Annotated in this window: 17 protein-coding genes and 1 pseudogene; 13 read left to right on the forward strand and 5 right to left on the reverse strand. The window is 40.6% G+C overall.

The genetic code is table 11. The features are described 5' to 3' along the window. Positions 1 to 17: 17 nt before the first annotated feature. A complete protein-coding gene (locus EXA13_RS02245) occupies positions 18 to 716 on the forward strand; it encodes a hypothetical protein (RefSeq protein WP_238131670.1) in 699 nt (232 codons plus the stop codon). A 44-nt stretch (positions 717 to 760) separates the two neighbouring features. Here EXA13_RS02245 and EXA13_RS02250 read toward each other — a convergent pair. Beyond that, a pseudogene (locus tag EXA13_RS02250) lies at positions 761 to 1,184 on the reverse strand (phage protein). Between the two features lie 728 nt (positions 1,185 to 1,912). Further along, entirely contained in the window at positions 1,913 to 2,320 is a 408-nt protein-coding gene (locus EXA13_RS02255; protein ID WP_238131671.1) for a helix-turn-helix transcriptional regulator, read from the reverse strand. Positions 2,321 to 2,390: 70 nt separating this feature from the next. Between EXA13_RS02255 and EXA13_RS02260 the strand changes: the two genes are divergently transcribed. Together EXA13_RS02260 and EXA13_RS02265 are read left to right on the forward strand one after the other, a co-directional pair. Beyond that, positions 2,391 to 3,566, forward strand: a complete 1,176-nt coding sequence (locus tag EXA13_RS02260) for a phage/plasmid replication protein, II/X family (RefSeq protein WP_238131672.1) — start codon at positions 2,391 to 2,393, stop codon at positions 3,564 to 3,566. A 12-nt stretch (positions 3,567 to 3,578) separates the two neighbouring features. Beyond that, the gene (locus EXA13_RS02265; RefSeq protein WP_238131673.1) at positions 3,579 to 3,890 is read left to right on the forward strand and encodes a G5P family DNA-binding protein; all 312 of its coding nucleotides are present in this window, start codon (positions 3,579 to 3,581) and stop codon (positions 3,888 to 3,890) included. Between the two features lie 211 nt (positions 3,891 to 4,101). Here EXA13_RS02265 and EXA13_RS02270 read toward each other — a convergent pair whose 3' ends face one another. The 3 genes from EXA13_RS02270 to EXA13_RS02280 form a co-directional block, all read right to left on the reverse strand. Then, positions 4,102 to 5,841 (reverse strand): ATP-binding protein, encoded by a 1,740-nt coding sequence (locus EXA13_RS02270; RefSeq protein WP_238131816.1) that lies wholly within the window; start codon positions 5,839 to 5,841, stop codon positions 4,102 to 4,104. A gap of 9 nt (positions 5,842 to 5,850) precedes the next feature. Beyond that, positions 5,851 to 6,969 (reverse strand): FIST signal transduction protein, encoded by a 1,119-nt coding sequence (locus EXA13_RS02275; RefSeq protein ID WP_238131817.1) that lies wholly within the window; start codon positions 6,967 to 6,969, stop codon positions 5,851 to 5,853. A 138-nt stretch (positions 6,970 to 7,107) separates the two neighbouring features. Next, positions 7,108 to 7,455, reverse strand: coding sequence for a hypothetical protein (locus EXA13_RS02280; RefSeq protein ID WP_238131674.1), 348 nt, complete (start codon positions 7,453 to 7,455; stop codon positions 7,108 to 7,110). Positions 7,456 to 7,709: 254 nt separating this feature from the next. Here EXA13_RS02280 and ccoN point away from each other — a divergent pair, with 254 nt between their 5' ends. The 10 genes from ccoN (at position 7,710) to uspE (ending at position 16,696) form a co-directional block, all read left to right on the forward strand. Beyond that, positions 7,710 to 9,137 carry a cytochrome-c oxidase, cbb3-type subunit I gene (gene ccoN / locus EXA13_RS02285; RefSeq protein WP_238131675.1) on the forward strand — a complete coding sequence of 476 codons (1,428 nt, stop codon included), beginning with the start codon at positions 7,710 to 7,712 and terminating at the stop codon, positions 9,135 to 9,137. Positions 9,138 to 9,150: 13 nt separating this feature from the next. After that, a complete protein-coding gene (gene ccoO / locus EXA13_RS02290) occupies positions 9,151 to 9,771 on the forward strand; it encodes a cytochrome-c oxidase, cbb3-type subunit II (protein ID WP_238131676.1) in 621 nt (206 codons plus the stop codon). Between the two features lie 11 nt (positions 9,772 to 9,782). Beyond that, positions 9,783 to 9,956 (forward strand): cbb3-type cytochrome oxidase subunit 3, encoded by a 174-nt coding sequence (locus EXA13_RS02295; RefSeq protein WP_238131677.1) that lies wholly within the window; start codon positions 9,783 to 9,785, stop codon positions 9,954 to 9,956. Next, on the forward strand, positions 9,953 to 10,936 hold the full coding sequence (gene ccoP / locus EXA13_RS02300) for a cytochrome-c oxidase, cbb3-type subunit III (RefSeq protein WP_238131678.1): 984 nt from the start codon (positions 9,953 to 9,955) through the stop codon (positions 10,934 to 10,936). The genes EXA13_RS02295 and ccoP overlap by 4 nt, the downstream gene beginning before the upstream one ends. An 83-nt stretch (positions 10,937 to 11,019) precedes the next feature. Further along, on the forward strand, positions 11,020 to 11,499 hold the full coding sequence (locus EXA13_RS02305) for a FixH family protein (RefSeq protein WP_238131679.1): 480 nt from the start codon (positions 11,020 to 11,022) through the stop codon (positions 11,497 to 11,499). Positions 11,500 to 11,503: 4 nt separating this feature from the next. Beyond that, positions 11,504 to 13,882 (forward strand): heavy metal translocating P-type ATPase, encoded by a 2,379-nt coding sequence (locus tag EXA13_RS02310; RefSeq protein WP_238131680.1) that lies wholly within the window; start codon positions 11,504 to 11,506, stop codon positions 13,880 to 13,882. Beyond that, positions 13,875 to 14,081: a cbb3-type cytochrome oxidase assembly protein CcoS gene (ccoS, locus tag EXA13_RS02315; protein WP_238131681.1), complete on the forward strand. Its 207-nt coding sequence runs from the start codon at positions 13,875 to 13,877 to the stop codon at positions 14,079 to 14,081. The genes EXA13_RS02310 and ccoS overlap by 8 nt, the downstream gene beginning before the upstream one ends. Before the next feature lie 2 nt (positions 14,082 to 14,083). Continuing rightward, positions 14,084 to 14,764, forward strand: coding sequence for a sulfite exporter TauE/SafE family protein (locus EXA13_RS02320; protein WP_238131818.1), 681 nt, complete (start codon positions 14,084 to 14,086; stop codon positions 14,762 to 14,764). Positions 14,765 to 14,851: 87 nt separating this feature from the next. Then, on the forward strand, positions 14,852 to 15,604 hold the full coding sequence (locus EXA13_RS02325) for an FNR family transcription factor (RefSeq protein WP_238131682.1): 753 nt from the start codon (positions 14,852 to 14,854) through the stop codon (positions 15,602 to 15,604). A 144-nt stretch (positions 15,605 to 15,748) separates the two neighbouring features. After that, positions 15,749 to 16,696, forward strand: coding sequence for a universal stress protein UspE (uspE, locus tag EXA13_RS02330; protein WP_238131683.1), 948 nt, complete (start codon positions 15,749 to 15,751; stop codon positions 16,694 to 16,696). Positions 16,697 to 16,700: the final 4 nt, after the last annotated feature.

The following is a 16,700-nucleotide window of genomic DNA, read 5'->3' on the forward strand; positions in this document are numbered from 1 at the left end:
ATAAATTAGGGAATATAATGAAATTTACTAAAAAAATGGGTTATACCTTTGCGATTGCGTCAATGTTTTCAGTGGCGCTAAGTGGATGTGGCGGCGGTGGCGGCTCTGATGAATCGGATTCATTTTCTTACAATGGGTTATATGCCAATTCTAACGACCATGTTTTTATGGTCGTTGATAGTCAACGACCTAATGAAAACATAATCGTAGGTGACTTTTTAAACAATGCTATTATTGTTTCTCATAAAGCAACAGTGAGCAGTAACCGTTTAAGTATTAAAGGTCTAACTTACATTGATTTATCAACATGGGTCTATGATGAAGCTTTAGCAGGCTCTGTTTTGTTTAATGATGATGTAGTCACATTAAGTGCAGTTGTAGAAAATCAAACCTATCTGTACAGCATGAAAAAAACGGATAACAGCTTGTCACTATTAAATATTGCTGGAACACATACCAATAGTATTGATGGGAGCGTCTGGACAGTGGCCTTGAATGGTGCATTTCAGATTAACACCGGATGTTTCATTTCTGGAACAATGAGCCGAAACGGAGCGTATTTTGATGTTACCGCTCAAGCTGAAAATTGTGCAGATAGCAGTCTGGACGGGCAATATACAGGAGTCATGGCAACAGCTTTATACGGAGGGAGCCACTATTTAGCGGGTGTTATGTCTAGTGATACTGGCGCTATATGGGGTTCAGTCCCATTATAACGAATGAATTAAATGATAAAGCCCGTATTTTACGGGCTTTATCATTACTTAAATTTGGTGGGTATCCACGGTGCGGCTTTCATTCTACGCCCGCCACGAAATGGTAACACGTTCTCTTTGGCAGGAATAATACGCGGGTACTCAATGTGACCATGTAACGCAATCAGTTGATGATATTCATCTTTATGATAAGCAAAGGATTCCAGCTCGGTGGGAGAAAATTCGCGGCCAGTGGGCGTGATAAACACGGCTCTTTGTTCGTCAATGCGAAAGCCTTGCCAGCGAATATCATTGGGAAGATAGCCCAATGCTTTAATGATAAGCAGCTTTTCGGCCATCGGATTGATGGGGCTTTTTCCTGATAACCAACGCTTAACTGTGATGGGTTCAACGTGAAAATAATCGGCTCCTGCGCCAAATACTTTTGAATTCTCGCCAAAATAACGTCTTAAATGCTAAATCGTCCACGTGATACAACTCTCATTTTTGAAATCTGTTTAATAGTTTTTTCCTATTGATAGGGCTTTTTTGTTTGGCAATACCGAAGGGTATTGAGAGGTCAACATTTCGAATAAAATTGCTAAATCAATAGTGGAGCGATTAGAATCAATTTGAACCGTGTTATTAACTAGAATGCTCAATATAAGTGACTGAATTTAAATAAATAATTTCTTGATACAGCTAAAAATAGCAAAATGTTAAAGCTTAACACCTTAGTGCGCATTATGGATATGAGTTATGTTGAGGGTTTGCCTTTGGCCTGAGAGCCGTTAAGAGTGGGCGAAAGACTTAGCTAAATCCGGCCAGTGCAACGCTGGCCGTGATGCTTAGGAAAGAGAATCGCTTAACAAGCGAAGCCCGTAATATAACTTGCATAATGCGCATTTGAATCCCTGCTTTTTAACCTCAACCGCTCGCCGCAAGTAAATTTCGCTACGCGAATATTTACGAGGAAGCGGAATTTCCCCTATCTGCATTAAATCAGCGGTCGCCGTTCTTCTATCTATTGACGTGTATTTGGCGACCAAACGACGAATGACGACGACCAGACTGGGGAGGAGGATTAAGGAGAGCAGGGAGCCGCATGTACCCTTGTCTCATTTTGAGACATTTTTGGATAACTTGCCGTGTTGCTTTTTTGACCGCAAAGCGGTTCGGGTTCCTGTTATACCCGAACTAACTCCGGACTTCCGGAATCACACACCTCTGAATTTAGCTTCTGTAGAGCTAACTTCACCGTAATCGGAGTAATATTCGTCTTCACTTAAACCTCTAATTCGACTAAAGAATGTTGCATGATCTGGAATCATTTTCCATGAGTACATGGTGACAATTTCATTAGGTACTTTAGCGAGAGCAATATTCAGAATGAATTCTTCAAGATCCATTCGCTCATTTCGGACACCTGTACATATTTCATTAGGTGATACCTTCAGAACCTTACTTAGTTGTACCACTTGAGTGGCTTTAGGTTCTGTCGTTCCATTCTCCCATTTCAAGTACGTTTGCTTGGTAATCCCAATTGCTTCTGCAACTTCTTCCTGACTTAGGTTAAGTTCATTCCTAGCCGATTTAAGTACATCTTTAATCATCATATTAACCATAAAAGTAAACCTTAATTTAATTATACATACACATTTCTACACCTCTATGTTAGAGTAAATAAAAGTATTCATGCAAATACATATTTATATACTTGACAGGTTTTTGAGAGTGCTAGATTTCTTCATTGATTGGCTATCAGTCCAGCAGTTTTATCCTGAGGGTGGTTTACCGCTCGTGGGTAAAAGTGTCATGGAAGAAATCGACTCTGAAACAGGCGAACGTCTTTCATCATTCGTAAAAACAAAGGGTCTTGAAGGTTCATTTAGCACAACGTTAAAAGTTCGTTGTGATGGATTCACAGTCAGAATCGAAGGTAATCCGTCACGATGGCAACGCATGGATAACCTTTTTGGACTCCGTTCTCTAGATGACTGTATCGATATCTACAACCACATCTTAGCTAAATTTAATCTTCCACCTTTTACTGCAAATACAAAGGTTTACTTCGGACAAACACCAGAAGATAAGAAACCTCGCCTTATTGGTAATGGAGCAGAAATCACACGTATAGACTGGACTCGAAACCATAAAGTAGGTAAGGGCAGAGAAGTCACATTTATACGGGCGATGTCGTCGACAACACTTGGCCGCAGCAGAATACCGGCTCCTTATCCAGACTTTACGAGCTGTTACTGGGGAAAACGGTCTTGGAAACTATCCAAAATCTACGCTAAAGCCCACGAGTTGAAGAACCACTTGAGAAAAGATCAACGGAAAAAAGACGGTGTATCAGAAGAACAACTGAATTACGTGGAAAAACTCATCTCATACTGCGAACAACATGGTGTCGTTCGAGAAGAACACCAATTAAGCCAGAAGCATTTAAAGCGATACAACTTACAATTTTATGGAAAAACCAAACTACAAGACTTCATTGAACACATAAAAGATCTCGAGAACATTATGAAAACACTAACAGCAACTCATGACACGCATAAATCGATATCAGATCAATTACTTGAACAAGGGATCGTAAAAAGTAGACAAGCCGCAAATGCATCTCAAAGTGTCGCGTTGATGTGGCAACTTGGACAGAGAATCGAGAAAAACAGCCAGTATTATGTGCATAGACCACGACTAAAAAGTATCGGCATCGATATAGCTTTACCGTTCGATGTAACTCGAATCTGTCCGACACTCAAACGTTCAGAAGTTATAGAGGTTCAATCACTTAGTATTCCGGACTGGTATCAATTACCAATTGTCGAGAAATCTAACATCATGCCGTTCAGGGCAATCGCTTAAAGGAAATCAGCCATGCTTAAAATCGAAATCTTCCCAGAGAACGTTCGAGTAGAAACTCGTAGCATCCCAAGTAAAGATGACAAACCTGGTCGCACGATCTACGAACAAATCGCGTACGCACATCTAGGCGGTAAGTTCCCAATAGAAATGAAGCTGACGCTTGAGAAAGACCAAGAGCCGTACGCCGCTGGAACATACACGCCGCACAGTTCAAGTTATGTGGTAAACAACTTTGGTGGCTTAGAGTTAAAACGCTTTGGTATGATAATCGAGCCACTAGAAGACAAGCCAATCGACATTGGTTTAAAGAAAACAATGGCATAGAACGCTCTAAAACAACCCATCAATGAGTGCGCATTATGTAGGTTATGTTAAATAATGGTTTGGATAATTGTTGTTTAAGAGACGTTGAAATAACCTTCCATCATTTCTAAATTTTAATTCAACATAATCTATTTACCATAAAGTATATAATTAGCTTAATTGTGTCATTACTGACACTGACCAATTAAGCTAATTATTGTTGATAACATTATTAGTTTGGTTCATGCAGCTGTAAATAAAATTGAGCTAGGCGTTGTAATTCTTGACTGCGTATTGGTTTTAAAATGACATCGTTCATACCCGCTTCTAGAAATATTTGATGATCACTTTGCATGGCATGCGCGGTGAGAGCGATGATTGGGGTTTGAATATTCTTGGTTCGTAATTGTTTTGTTGCTTGGATACCATCCATGATTGGCATAGAGATATCCATAAGGATGAGATCAAAGGAATCATCACTCTTTACCAATTCAATGGCTTGATGACCATGATCAGCAATTGTTACATTGTAACCCATTTGGGATAAAATCAACTGAATGACCACTTGATTTGTTTTTGTATCTTCTACAACTAGAATATTTTTATTTATTAATCTTTGTTCAGATTTATCTAGCTGAGTGTTTGTAGATGAAGGAATATTTGTACCTTTACTAAGACGAGATTCAACAGGTAAGGTAATGGTAAACTGGCTTCCCTCACCAAGGACACTTTGTACAGAGATATCTCCCCCCATTAGACTAACAAGATGCTTTGTTATGGCTAATCCTAATCCAGTACCACCATAATTACGAGTGATCGAGCTATCTGCTTGAATAAAAGGTGAAAATAAATGTTCAATTCGATGCTTTTCAATACCAATGCCCGTATCTTTTACTTCAATCAGCAATTGGTCTCGTGCTGTGATTAATGAAACATCGACTCGGCCAACATGAGTGAATTTAATGGCATTACCTATGATATTGAACAAAATTTGAATCAGTCGAACAGGATCAACCCAATATTCATAATGATCACAAATTGAAGTTCTAACGTTAAAGTGAATGGCTTTGGTTTCAGCCGCTTTATGGTGGTATTCAAGTGCATGCATTAAACGTTTATGAAGCTGCACCCAGTGACAATGTAACTTAAAATGACCTGATTCAATTCGGCTTAAATCTAAAATATCATTGATAATGACCAATAACAGCTCTGCTGAGTCTTCCATTTGTTCGAGCAGATCTTGTTGATAACGATTTGACTCTTTACGCAAGATATCAATCAAACCTAATACTGCATTGAGTGGTGTTCTTAGCTCATGGCTCATCATCGCTAGAAACTGAGATTTTGATTGATTGGCTTGTTCTGCTTGCTGCTGTGCGATCGTTAGCTCACGTGTTTTCAACTCAACGAGACGTTGTAACTCTTCTTTATGTTCAATATCATTGATGGCTCGTTCAAGTAATGGACGAAAACGTTGCAGTGTCGCTTTTGTTTCTAAACTAAACTGCCCTTTCCTATTACCTAGTAATAATAAAATAGAGTCGCTTGTTTGTGTTCGAATACCAGTAAAGAGTGCAGATTTGATTTGGTTTTGAAGAAAAGGATTAAGATCATGAAATTCTTCTAGTTTGATCGGCTCAAAAAGAATGATGCACTCACCTTCTAATACCCGCTGAAATTTATCACCATTCAACCAGTTCTTATCTTGGAAAGCTTGATTTGATGCAAGAAAGGTAGAAAAAGAGCCCTTTTCTTTGAGTTTTGAGATAACAACAAAATCGTCAAATTTGATATATCGATGTAAGACATCCTGTAATTCGTCGAATATCTGATATTTGTTTTCGGCATGACCTAAAGCTGAAATTGCCGTTAGTATGACCCGGTTCTCTTCTGCTAATCTGAATTCTCGCTCTTTACTCCGCTCAAGCTCAAGCAGCATCTCATTAAACTGTTCAATTTTATCTTGTTCCATCATTGATCATTATTCTGATTCATAGAAAATAACCGAGGCAATCATTAAGTTACCATGCGCATTTTCACCGCCAACAAATCGGCCTTGTTCTCCAAAAGTGAAGGGACAGATAAAAGGCTGACCATGTGTTTGTTTCGCCAGTTGCTGGTAAACCGTCAAAATTTCACTACCTAATCGCAGCATTGGTCCTGCACAATAAATAATTATTGCTCCAAGCAAAAGAGATTCATGATAATTTTGAGTACTCACATCTTTAATCATTTTTGAAGCACGATTGACTAATTGTTCTTTTGAACCCGTCATTAATGTGATCGCCTCACCTTCCTTGATGGTTGAAAACAATTCCAGTGCTCCATTTTGTGTCATTCGAATTGGATGTGATAGCTTATAGTAGGCTTGTTGATGGACATAACCTGCAATACGCCCTAAAGGGAAACGGGTAACATGTTGGAAAAGGTAATCATCACTAATTTGTATTCCTGAATGATCGCTAATCCATTCCTTGTAGATATCAGCGGCTCGTTCTCCATCAATTTGTTCAATGAACCGCCCTACTGCTTGTGTGACCGTTCCTTCAAATTCTGTCGGTGAATAGCCAGCACTTAACCCAGTAATTAGTGGTTTTGAAGGAAAGAAAAGTTGTATGGCAATGCCATGCTGGCTCCACCCGTCTTGAGTGATAATCGACCACTTTTTTTGGATATTATTATCCGCTGAGCTACCGCCGATAATCGGCACTTGAGTCCCAAATGTCTCATCAATCGCATCAATAAAGAGCTCTTCATTACCAGGTGTTGAATGTAAAACAATCAGGCTTGGCACTTCACCAACACGGTGAGAAGCAGTTAATGCTTGTTGAAGCGCGATTTGTGTAGCTTTTTTATAATCACTACAGTGAGAGAGATCAACTAGCCCTGTACCATAAGCACTATAAGATGAGTCATAAATACCCATAAGAGCAATGACTGGGCCTGGATGATAACCTTTATCAGTCATAACCCCTAAGCAAGATGAACAGCCAATAAAAGGTGTTGTGGGAAAAGCCTGAGTTAGTGCATGTTGTATTTCATGACTATAATATTCTTCGGAGTAATAGCAGATAAGACTAGATAAACCTTCTCTACTGATCTCTTCCTTCAATTGGTCTATAGCCTGTATCGGTGCTAATCGGTGAGTATGGGCGGTAATGAGTCGCATCTGAAAATATGCTTAAAAAGTCCTTGGTTTGTTATACATGATCTTTGGTTTAGATGATAATTTTTATCCTCATTTAGTTTGTAAAAGTTGAATTTTAATGCCTAACTCTATGATCTGTATCTCAGTTGCGCTATTGGTTACTAGCCATGCATCACCATTTCTAATGGTTTTTCCTTTTGGCTTGATTGTCCATTCTTTATTTATTGGATAAACGATATAACCATCATAAATTCCCTTGCTTTTTGTGATAGTTATGGATATCTCATTTACAATTAATGAACATTTAGGTTCTGGTATGCAATTCATGGTGACAACGTCACCATATGTTGCGGTTCGCCAAATAAAAGCAATAAGTAAGATCGCTAAAGTGACGATTATTTGAACAAGCCTGTATTTTGTAAGTGTTTCTGATGGCATTACTTTATGTTCTCCGTGTGACAAACTTCAAACTTTTTAAATAAAAAAGCAAACCCAGAACAATAGCAAGGTTACAACTCTGTCATTGAATTGTTAAATGCAGTATAGTTGCGTTCGGAAAATGCCACTTTTTATAAAGCCAGCAATAATTTTAAGGGTTTGATAATCATTGTTTTTATTGTGAACTTGGTGGCATTACGACATGAGTCGTGTTGGAAGTAAAGTGTAGTTAATGAGAAATTGGAAGCATGCAAATGAGCCAAGAACAGCAGCTTAAACAAAACTACAACTATACGGTCGTTCGCCAATTTACCCTTGTGACCATTCTATGGGGTATTGTCGGTATGGCTGTGGGGGTTTTGATAGCCGCTCAATTAGTATGGCCACAGCTCAACTTTGATACGCCGTGGTTGACGTATAGTCGTTTACGTCCTCTGCATACAAATGCGGTAATTTTCGCGTTTGGTACGAGTGCCCTATTCGCAACCTCTTATTATGTTGTGCAACGTACCTGTCAAACTCGTCTTTTTGGTGGCCCTCTAGCGGCTTTTACCTTTTGGGGATGGCAGGCGGTCATTGTGGCGGCGGCCATATCCTTACCATTAGGTTACACCACGAGTAAAGAATATGCTGAGTTAGAATGGCCTATCGATATCTTGATTGCTATCGTCTGGATAGCTTATGCCGTGGTCTTTTTTGGAACTATTGTTAAGCGAAAAACTTCGCATATCTATGTTGCAAACTGGTTTTTTGGTGCATTTATCATTACCGTTGCGGTGTTACACATAGTGAACAGTATGGCCATCCCAGTGTCGATGATGAAGTCATATAGCATCTATTCAGGTGCTGTTGATGCCATGGTGCAGTGGTGGTATGGACATAATGCCGTGGGCTTTTTATTAACGGCAGGTTTTTTAGGAATGATGTATTACTTTGTTCCAAAACAAGCAGAACGTCCTGTTTACTCGTACCGTTTATCGATTGTTCACTTCTGGGCTTTGATCTCTTTATATATTTGGGCTGGGCCTCACCATCTTCATTATACAGCCCTACCTGATTGGACTCAGTCACTTGGCATGGTGATGTCTCTGGTGCTTTTTGCTCCTTCTTGGGGAGGAATGATTAATGGCATTATGACATTATCAGGTGCTTGGCATAAGTTACGTTATGATCCAATTTTACGGTTTTTGATTGTTTCGCTCTCTTTCTATGGGATGTCAACGTTTGAAGGGCCAATGATGTCGATAAAAACCGTGAATGCGTTATCTCATTATACTGACTGGACTATTGGGCATGTTCACTCCGGAGCTTTAGGTTGGGTTGCTATGGTATCGATTGGTTCTGTCTATCATTTGATTCCTCGCCTATTTGGCCAAGAACGAATGTTTTCTGTGGGGTTGGTTAATGCCCATTTCTGGTTAGCCACCATAGGAACAGTATTGTATATCGTTGCGATGTGGATATCGGGTGTCATGCAAGGCCTTATGTGGCGAGCGGTTAACTCTGATGGCACGCTTACTTATAGCTTTGTTGAATCCGTGCAAGCTTCCTACCCATTTTATACCGTGCGTTTTATTGGTGGGTTCATTTTCTTATCAGGCATGTTTGTAATGGCTTATAACACTTATAAAACCATTACTGCACCTAAAGATAGCTTAAAAGCTATTCTTCAGCCGGCCTAAGGAGATTGAAAGAATGAGTAGTAATTCTAAAAATCGCCATGAAATTGTAGAACGCAATGTCGGCTTATTGGCTATTTTAATTGTTTTTGCTATTAGCTTAGGGGCTTTGGTGGAAATTACCCCACTAATATTCCAGCAGCAAACAAATGAACCGGTGGAGAATCTACGTCCATATACAGCTTTGCAATTAGAAGGCCGGGATATTTATATTCGTGAAGGATGTAATGTTTGTCACAGCCAAATGATTCGCCCGTTTCGCTCTGAAACTGAACGTTATGGACATTATTCGGTCGCTGGTGAAAGTGTTTGGGAACACCCGTTCTTATGGGGTTCAAAACGTACAGGGCCAGATCTTGCTCGAGTCGGTGGACGTTATTCAGACGAGTGGCATCGAGTTCATCTGCTTGACCCTCGTGAGTTGGTGCCTGAGTCCAATATGCCAAGCTTTCCATGGTTAGCAAAAAATACACTAAGTCATAAGCATACCCAGCAGAAAATGACGCTATTCCGTGACCGTTTTGGTGTGCCTTATACCGATGAACAAATTGCCAATGCACCAAAAGAATTAGAAGGTAAAACAGAGATGGACGCCATCATTGCTTATCTTCAATCTCTTGGTCATGCAATGAAATAGAGGAAGTATTTATGGATATAGGTACGATTCACAGTATTTGGACCATAGTACTGTTTGTTTGCTTTATCGGTGTTGTGTGGTGGGCATACGGGAAGAAGCGTAAAGCACGTTTTGATGAAGCGGCCAATCTCATCTTTGATGAAGAGCTTTCTTCTTCGACAAAACAAGGAGAGACTAAGTCATGACGACATTTTGGAGTCTTTGGATTATCGTCATCACAGTCGGAACCCTGCTTGGCTGTGCTGCTCTACTCGTTTGGTGTGTAAAAGACAAAACGGGTGTAGAAGAAGGCAAAGATATGGGCCATGAATATGATGGCATCCGAGAAATAAATAATCCGTTACCTAAATGGTGGACATATTTATTTATTGGAACGTTTGTATTTGCCGCTATTTATCTCGCTCTTTACCCAGGTTTGGGTAACTTTAAAGGGTTGCTGGGTTGGCAAAGTTCAGACCAAACGGTACGTTCATTAACTGCCTCTAAGGCTTCTATTGAAGCCGCACAGAAAAATCGAGCCTTGGTTCAATACGCTAAAGAGTTAGATGATGCGCAAAGTTATTTTGGTGAGGAGTTTAAAAAACTTGCCTACCAAAGTGGAGGGACAGATCTACGGCCACTACCCGATATTGCGGCAGATTCAGATGCGTTAAATGTCGGACAACGCCTCTTTTTGCAAAACTGTGCTCAATGCCATGGCTCTGATGCTCGAGGGCAAAAAGGGTTTCCTAACTTAACGGATGAGGCATGGCTGTACGGTGGTGAACCCGAGGCTATTATTACCACAATTCGTCATGGGCGAATAGGTGAAATGCCAAGTTGGAAAGAGGCGCTAGGAGAACAAGGGGTTAAAGAAGTTGTCAGCTATACTCTGAGCCTTTCTGGTCGTTCGGTAAATGCCCGAGAAGCTGAAGCAGGAAAAACTCGGTTTGTGGTTTGTGCGGCATGTCATGGTACTGATGGCAAAGGAAACCCTGCGGTTGGTGCGCCTGATTTAACCGACCAATACTGGTTATTTGGTGGTTCGCGAGCGGATGTAACGGAAACCGTTATGCATGGCCGCTCGGGTGTTATGCCCGCATGGTTAGACATATTAGGAGAAGACAAAGTGCAGCTTGTTGCCGCCTACGTATGGAGTTTGAGCAATTCAGACACAATGGAATAGCGCTTCAATACAGCCCCTTACAAAAAAAGGGGCTGATTCTCTATCTGTTGTATGTTCTATCTTTTGTTGTAGAGAATATTCTTATGGAACAATCTTGGTATAAACAGTTCTGGCCCTGGTTTTTAATTATATTACCCTCCATTGTGGTCATTGGAACCTTAGTCGTTGTCTTTATTTTTCATCAGAACGCTGTTTCCCTCGTTACAGAGGATTACTATAAAAAAGGCAAAGGCATTAATGTTGACTTATCAAAGATTAACGAAGCTAAGCGTTATCATCTTCAGGCGGCGGTTCTTTCTGAGGGAAGTGATATCGTGATTGAGTTAAAAAAAGGGTCTTTAGCTCATTACCCTGCTCTACAGATTATGTTTGCTCATCGAACTCTTCCAGATCGAGACTTTACTCAGTTAGTCACAGCCGATTTTCAAGGTCATTATCGAATAAAATTAGAAGAGGCACTTTCTGGTCCATGGTTTTTAGAGTTATCGCCTTATGACAATGAATGGTTAATTCAAGGAAGGGTAAATTTTCCTATTACTTCCTCAACGCCATTAATGAATTAAACTTATGAATAAAGCGTGTTATCACTGTGGTGAAGAGGTCCCAGGCGATACCCAATTTACGGTAACGATTTTAGGTGAACAGCGAGAAATGTGTTGTCCGGGGTGTCAGGCGATCGCTCAGACGATTGTAGACAGTGGACTTGTTTCCTATTATCAATATCGCCAAACGACAGCAGAAAAGCTTGATCTTGTTCCTGAATCCATAAAAAACTTGATACATTATGATGATGAGCAAGTTCAAGAAGAGTTCGTCTTTAAACATGATCAGCACAATGAAGTCACACTAAGCCTTGAAGGTGTTTCTTGTGCAGCCTGTGCTTGGCTAATTGAAAAGCATATGCTTCAGCAGTCAGGGATTACAGAGGTCAGTGTAAATACACTTACCCACAGAGCTAGACTTGTTTGGGATCCTACGAAAACAAAACTAAGTAGAATTATCACTCAGCTACAACGTTTAGGTTATAAAGCCTCTCCTTTTGAACAAGATGATCAAGAACAAGCGTATCATCGAGCTTCAAGGCAATATCTTTATCGTATTGGTATAGCCGGTATTGCCTCAATGCAGGTGATGATGGTTGCCATCGCACTCTATTTAGAAGTATTTTCTGATCTTGATGAAGCCTTCAAACATTATTTTCGGATTGTTAGCCTATTCTTTGCCACTCCTGTCATGCTCTATTCAGCATGGCCATTTTACGAAAATGCATGGCGGAGTATTAAGGCTCGGGCACCAAGTATGGATGTTCCCGTTTCCATTGCTATGATCATGGCTTATGTCGCAAGTATTGTGGCAACGGTTAATCGTTCGGGTGAAGTGTTTTATGAAGCGGTAACTATGTTTGCTTTCTTCTTATTGCTTGGACGATATTTTGAGATGAAGGCTCGTCGTGAAGCCTCAGCTCATAGTGCTAACCTCCTCAAACTCGTTCCAACTTTTGCAACCTTATCTGATGGAACACAAGTTCCCGTAAGGCAACTCAAAGTGGGTGACTTGCTGAGAGTTCTACCGGGAGAAAGTATCCCTGCTGATGGACACGTTCTTTTAGGACAAATTTATGTAGATGAGTCCATGTTGACAGGTGAATCTGTTCCCGTCGCAAAAACTGTGGGTGATGCAGTTTTTGCTGGCACCTTAAATGGTGATGAATCTTTTGAGATGCAGGTAACCAAAAATAAAACCGATTCTATGATCTCTCATATTGTGCGTATGCAAGATAATGCTCAAATGAGTAAACCAAGAATTGCCGAAATTGCAGATATTGTTTCACGTTACTTTGTGATAGCGACTTTAGTTATTGGCGCAAGCACTTGGCTATTCTGGCATTTCTACCATCCTGACGATGCTTTTTGGATCATGCTTTCGGTATTAGTGGCAACCTGCCCATGTGCCCTAGCCTTAGCGACGCCAACCGCCATTACTTGTGCAACGTCTCGATTAAGTCATTTTGGTATTTTACTGCGTAAAGGACATGTTTTTGAAACGCTTTGTTGTGTTAACCATTTTATTATGGATAAAACGGGTACGTTAACGGAAGGCCGTATCGAAATATATCGTACACAAGTACATGATTTACGTTTTACCTCACAACAATGCCAAGCGATTGCCGCTAGTTTAGAGCAGCATGCCAATCATCCTTTAGCCAAAGCTTTTGCTTCTTTTTCTGATCCTCATCATTTAGTTGAACAAGTGGAAAATGTGATAGGTAGTGGCCTGCAAGGTCGTTATCAGGGGGTATCTATTCGTTTAGGTTCAGCTTCTTTTGCTTTAGCTAAACCAAATTCCATATCACAAGACCCCGATTGTATTTATCTCAGTGGTGATGGGCAGTTGATTGCTTCTTTTTATTATCAAGATCCAATACGCCGTGACAGTTTAGCGATGGTTACAGAATTTAAAAAATCAGGCATTCGCTTAACACTGTTATCTGGTGACAATCAACTTAACGCTCAACGAGTAGCGGATGAAATGGGTATTGAACAGGTCATTGCTAATGTATCCCCAGAGCAGAAATTAAGCTATCTACACTCCCTACCGGATGATAACATCACATTAATGATTGGTGATGGCATCAACGATGCCCCTATCTTGGCCGGTGCGCATCTTTCGGTAGCAATGGGAGGTGGAACAGATGTAGCAAAAGCCTCTTCAGATATGGTTTTATTGAATGATAAACTCAGTAATGTACTTAAAGCTCGAGAACTTGCTTTTAAAACGCGAAAAATCATCAAAGAAAACTTATGGTTTTCCCTATTTTACAACCTACTCATTCTACCTCTAGCCATTATGGGTTATGTTCCCCCTTATATTGCCTCTTTGGGGATGTCTGTTAGCTCGGTTGTCGTGATTGCGAATTCGATGAGGTTATTAAAGTTCCATGGATAGTTTTTTTCTATTAGTTCCCGCGGCTATTTTATTTACCGCACTTGCTTGCGCGATTTTTATCTGGGCAGTCAAACATGATCAGTTTGAAGATCTAGAACGTCAAGGACATAACATTTTGTTTGAGGAAGATACCCCTAAACACAAGGAGTCAACCGATTCAAAAGCAGAAGAGCCTAACGAATATTCGGAAAATCAATGATGATTACTCCGGATTTTATTGGAGCATTTGTTATTGGCCTGCTCGGTGCTGGGCACTGTATGGCCATGTGTGGGGGACTAAGTTCATTATTAACCATGGGGCACTCCTCTTCGATTCCCATTTATCATACCCTCCTTCTTTATAATATTGGCCGAATTATCAGCTATATGATTTTTGGTGCGCTGATTGGCGGAGTTACTGCATCAATTACCCAGCTAGCCAGTTTAAATGAATCCCTTATTTGGTTACGTTTATTAGCAGCCATTTTTATGGTTGTCCTTGGTCTTTATATTGGCCGTTGGTGGTTTGGACTACTGAAGCTTGAAGCGATAGGGAAAAAACTGTGGCAATACCTTTCACCATTAGGTCATCAATTTTTACCGCTAAAGCACCGTTGGCAAGCAATTCCCTTTGGTTTTATTTGGGGGTGGCTACCTTGTGGCCTGGTCTATTCAATACTGACTTGGGCGGCGGTTTCCGGTAGTGCCCTTTCAGGGGCTTTGATTATGGGATCATTTGGCATGGGAACGCTCCCTGCCATGCTACTGATAGGCGCAGGTGCCGCTAAATTAAAACGGCTCCAACAAGATAAATATTTTCGCCAATTAGCCGCTATTTCCATTATGGTGTACGGCGGTTACACTGCTTATGGTGCTGTTGAAATATTAATCGCCCTCACTTAAGAGAGAGATGGCCGTGACTTTTAGACTATCCTTTAGAGTTAATGGATGTTAGAATCTTGATGTATATCAATTTAGTGAAAGGTTGTTATGATTTCTGATAAGCCTGCTGCAAAGCGTATTCAATCTGGTGGTTGTGCGATTCACTGCCAAGACTGTAGCATTAGTCAGCTTTGTATTCCGTTTACATTAAACGAGTCAGAGTTAGACCAGCTTGATCAAATTATTGAGCGTAAAAAGCCCATTCAAAAGGGACAAGAACTATTTAAAGCAGGCGACGATCTTCGCTCTCTTTATGCAATACGTTCAGGAACCATTAAGAGCTATACCATTACTGAGCAGGGCGATGAACAAATCACAGCCTTTCATCTCGCCGGTGATTTGGTCGGTTTTGATGCCATTACCGAGGACTCCCACCCCAGTTTTGCACAAGCGCTAGAAACGTCAATGGTCTGTGAGATTCCTTACGAAATTCTTGATGATTTATCAGGTAAAATGCCTAAATTGCGCCAGCAAATTATGCGTCTAATGAGTAACGAAATTAAAGGTGACCAAGAGATGATTCTCCTGCTTTCTAAAAAGAATGCGGAAGAACGTTTAGCGGCTTTTCTGTATAATTTATCGACTCGTTTTTCTCAACGTGGTTTCAGCCCCCGTGAGTTTCGTTTAACGATGACTCGTGGTGATATTGGTAACTACTTAGGTTTAACCGTTGAAACCATCAGCCGCCTATTAGGTCGCTTCCAAAAATCTGAAATTTTGAGCGTAAAAGGCAAATACATCACTATTTTAGATCATGATGCACTCATGCAACTGGCGGGAGTGTCAAAAGAATCTAAATAAGTTCAATGATGTAGCTCATTAATGAGCTACATCATACTTTTCCCCAAAATCTTCCCTTATTCGCTAAAACTCTTGCTCTAACTGCGCTAAAGTAACTCTAAGGTTGGTAAGTCTTCAATCTCCTCCACAAACAAGGAGTCTGTTATGAGCATCTACAACAAAATATTAGTGGTTGCAGATATTAATCACGATGAGCAACCCGCACTTGCACGAGCGGTCCAACTAGCAGCTAAGAGTCGCTCACCTAGCCAAATCACGTTCTTTATGTCGATTTATGACTTTTCTTATGACATGACTTCAATGCTTTCTATTGATGAACGAGATGCTATGCGACGAGGTGTCATTCATCAACGTGAAAAATGGATGAAGAAAGTGGCAGAGGCTTATGTGGACTCTTCCATCGAATTTTGTGTAAAAGTTGTTTGGCATAATCGTCCCTATGAAGCGATCATTGCGGAAGTGTTCTCTGGTGAACACGATATCCTCATTAAAGGAACACGTAAGCACGATATTTTAGAATCAGTCATTTTTACTCCTACCGATTGGCACTTGTTGCGTAAATGCCCGACTCCTGTTTTATTGGTGAAAAATGCTGACTGGCCTGAAAACGCCAACATTCTTGCCTCTGTCCATGTGGGGTCTGAAGTTGAAACACATCTTGAATTAAACGATATCATGGTAGAGCAATTACTGTGTCTAACCTCTCGGCTCGGAGCGGCACCTTACTTAGTGAATGCTTATCCAGTCACACCTGCCAATATCACAATTGAACTGCCTGAGTTTGATCCAACGACTTATACCGATGCAGTGCGAGGCCACCATCTCACAGCAATGAAAGCATTGCGACAAAAGCATGGGTTAACTGAAGAACAAACCGTGGTTCAACAAGGGTTACCAGAAGATGTAATCCCAGCAGCGGCTGAAAAACTGAATGCTGCGATGGTTATTTTAGGTACGACAGGGCGAACTGGCCTATCAGCCGTCTTTATTGGTAATACGGCGGAACAAGTTATTGATAAAATCAATTGTGATGTTTTAGCACTTAAACCCAAAGGCTACATCAGCCCGCTTGATCCAAAAATAGCAAGCTAATTGC

It is taken from the genome of Vibrio cincinnatiensis (assembly GCF_022113815.1).
Taxonomy (GTDB): domain Bacteria; phylum Pseudomonadota; class Gammaproteobacteria; order Enterobacterales; family Vibrionaceae; genus Vibrio; species Vibrio cincinnatiensis_A.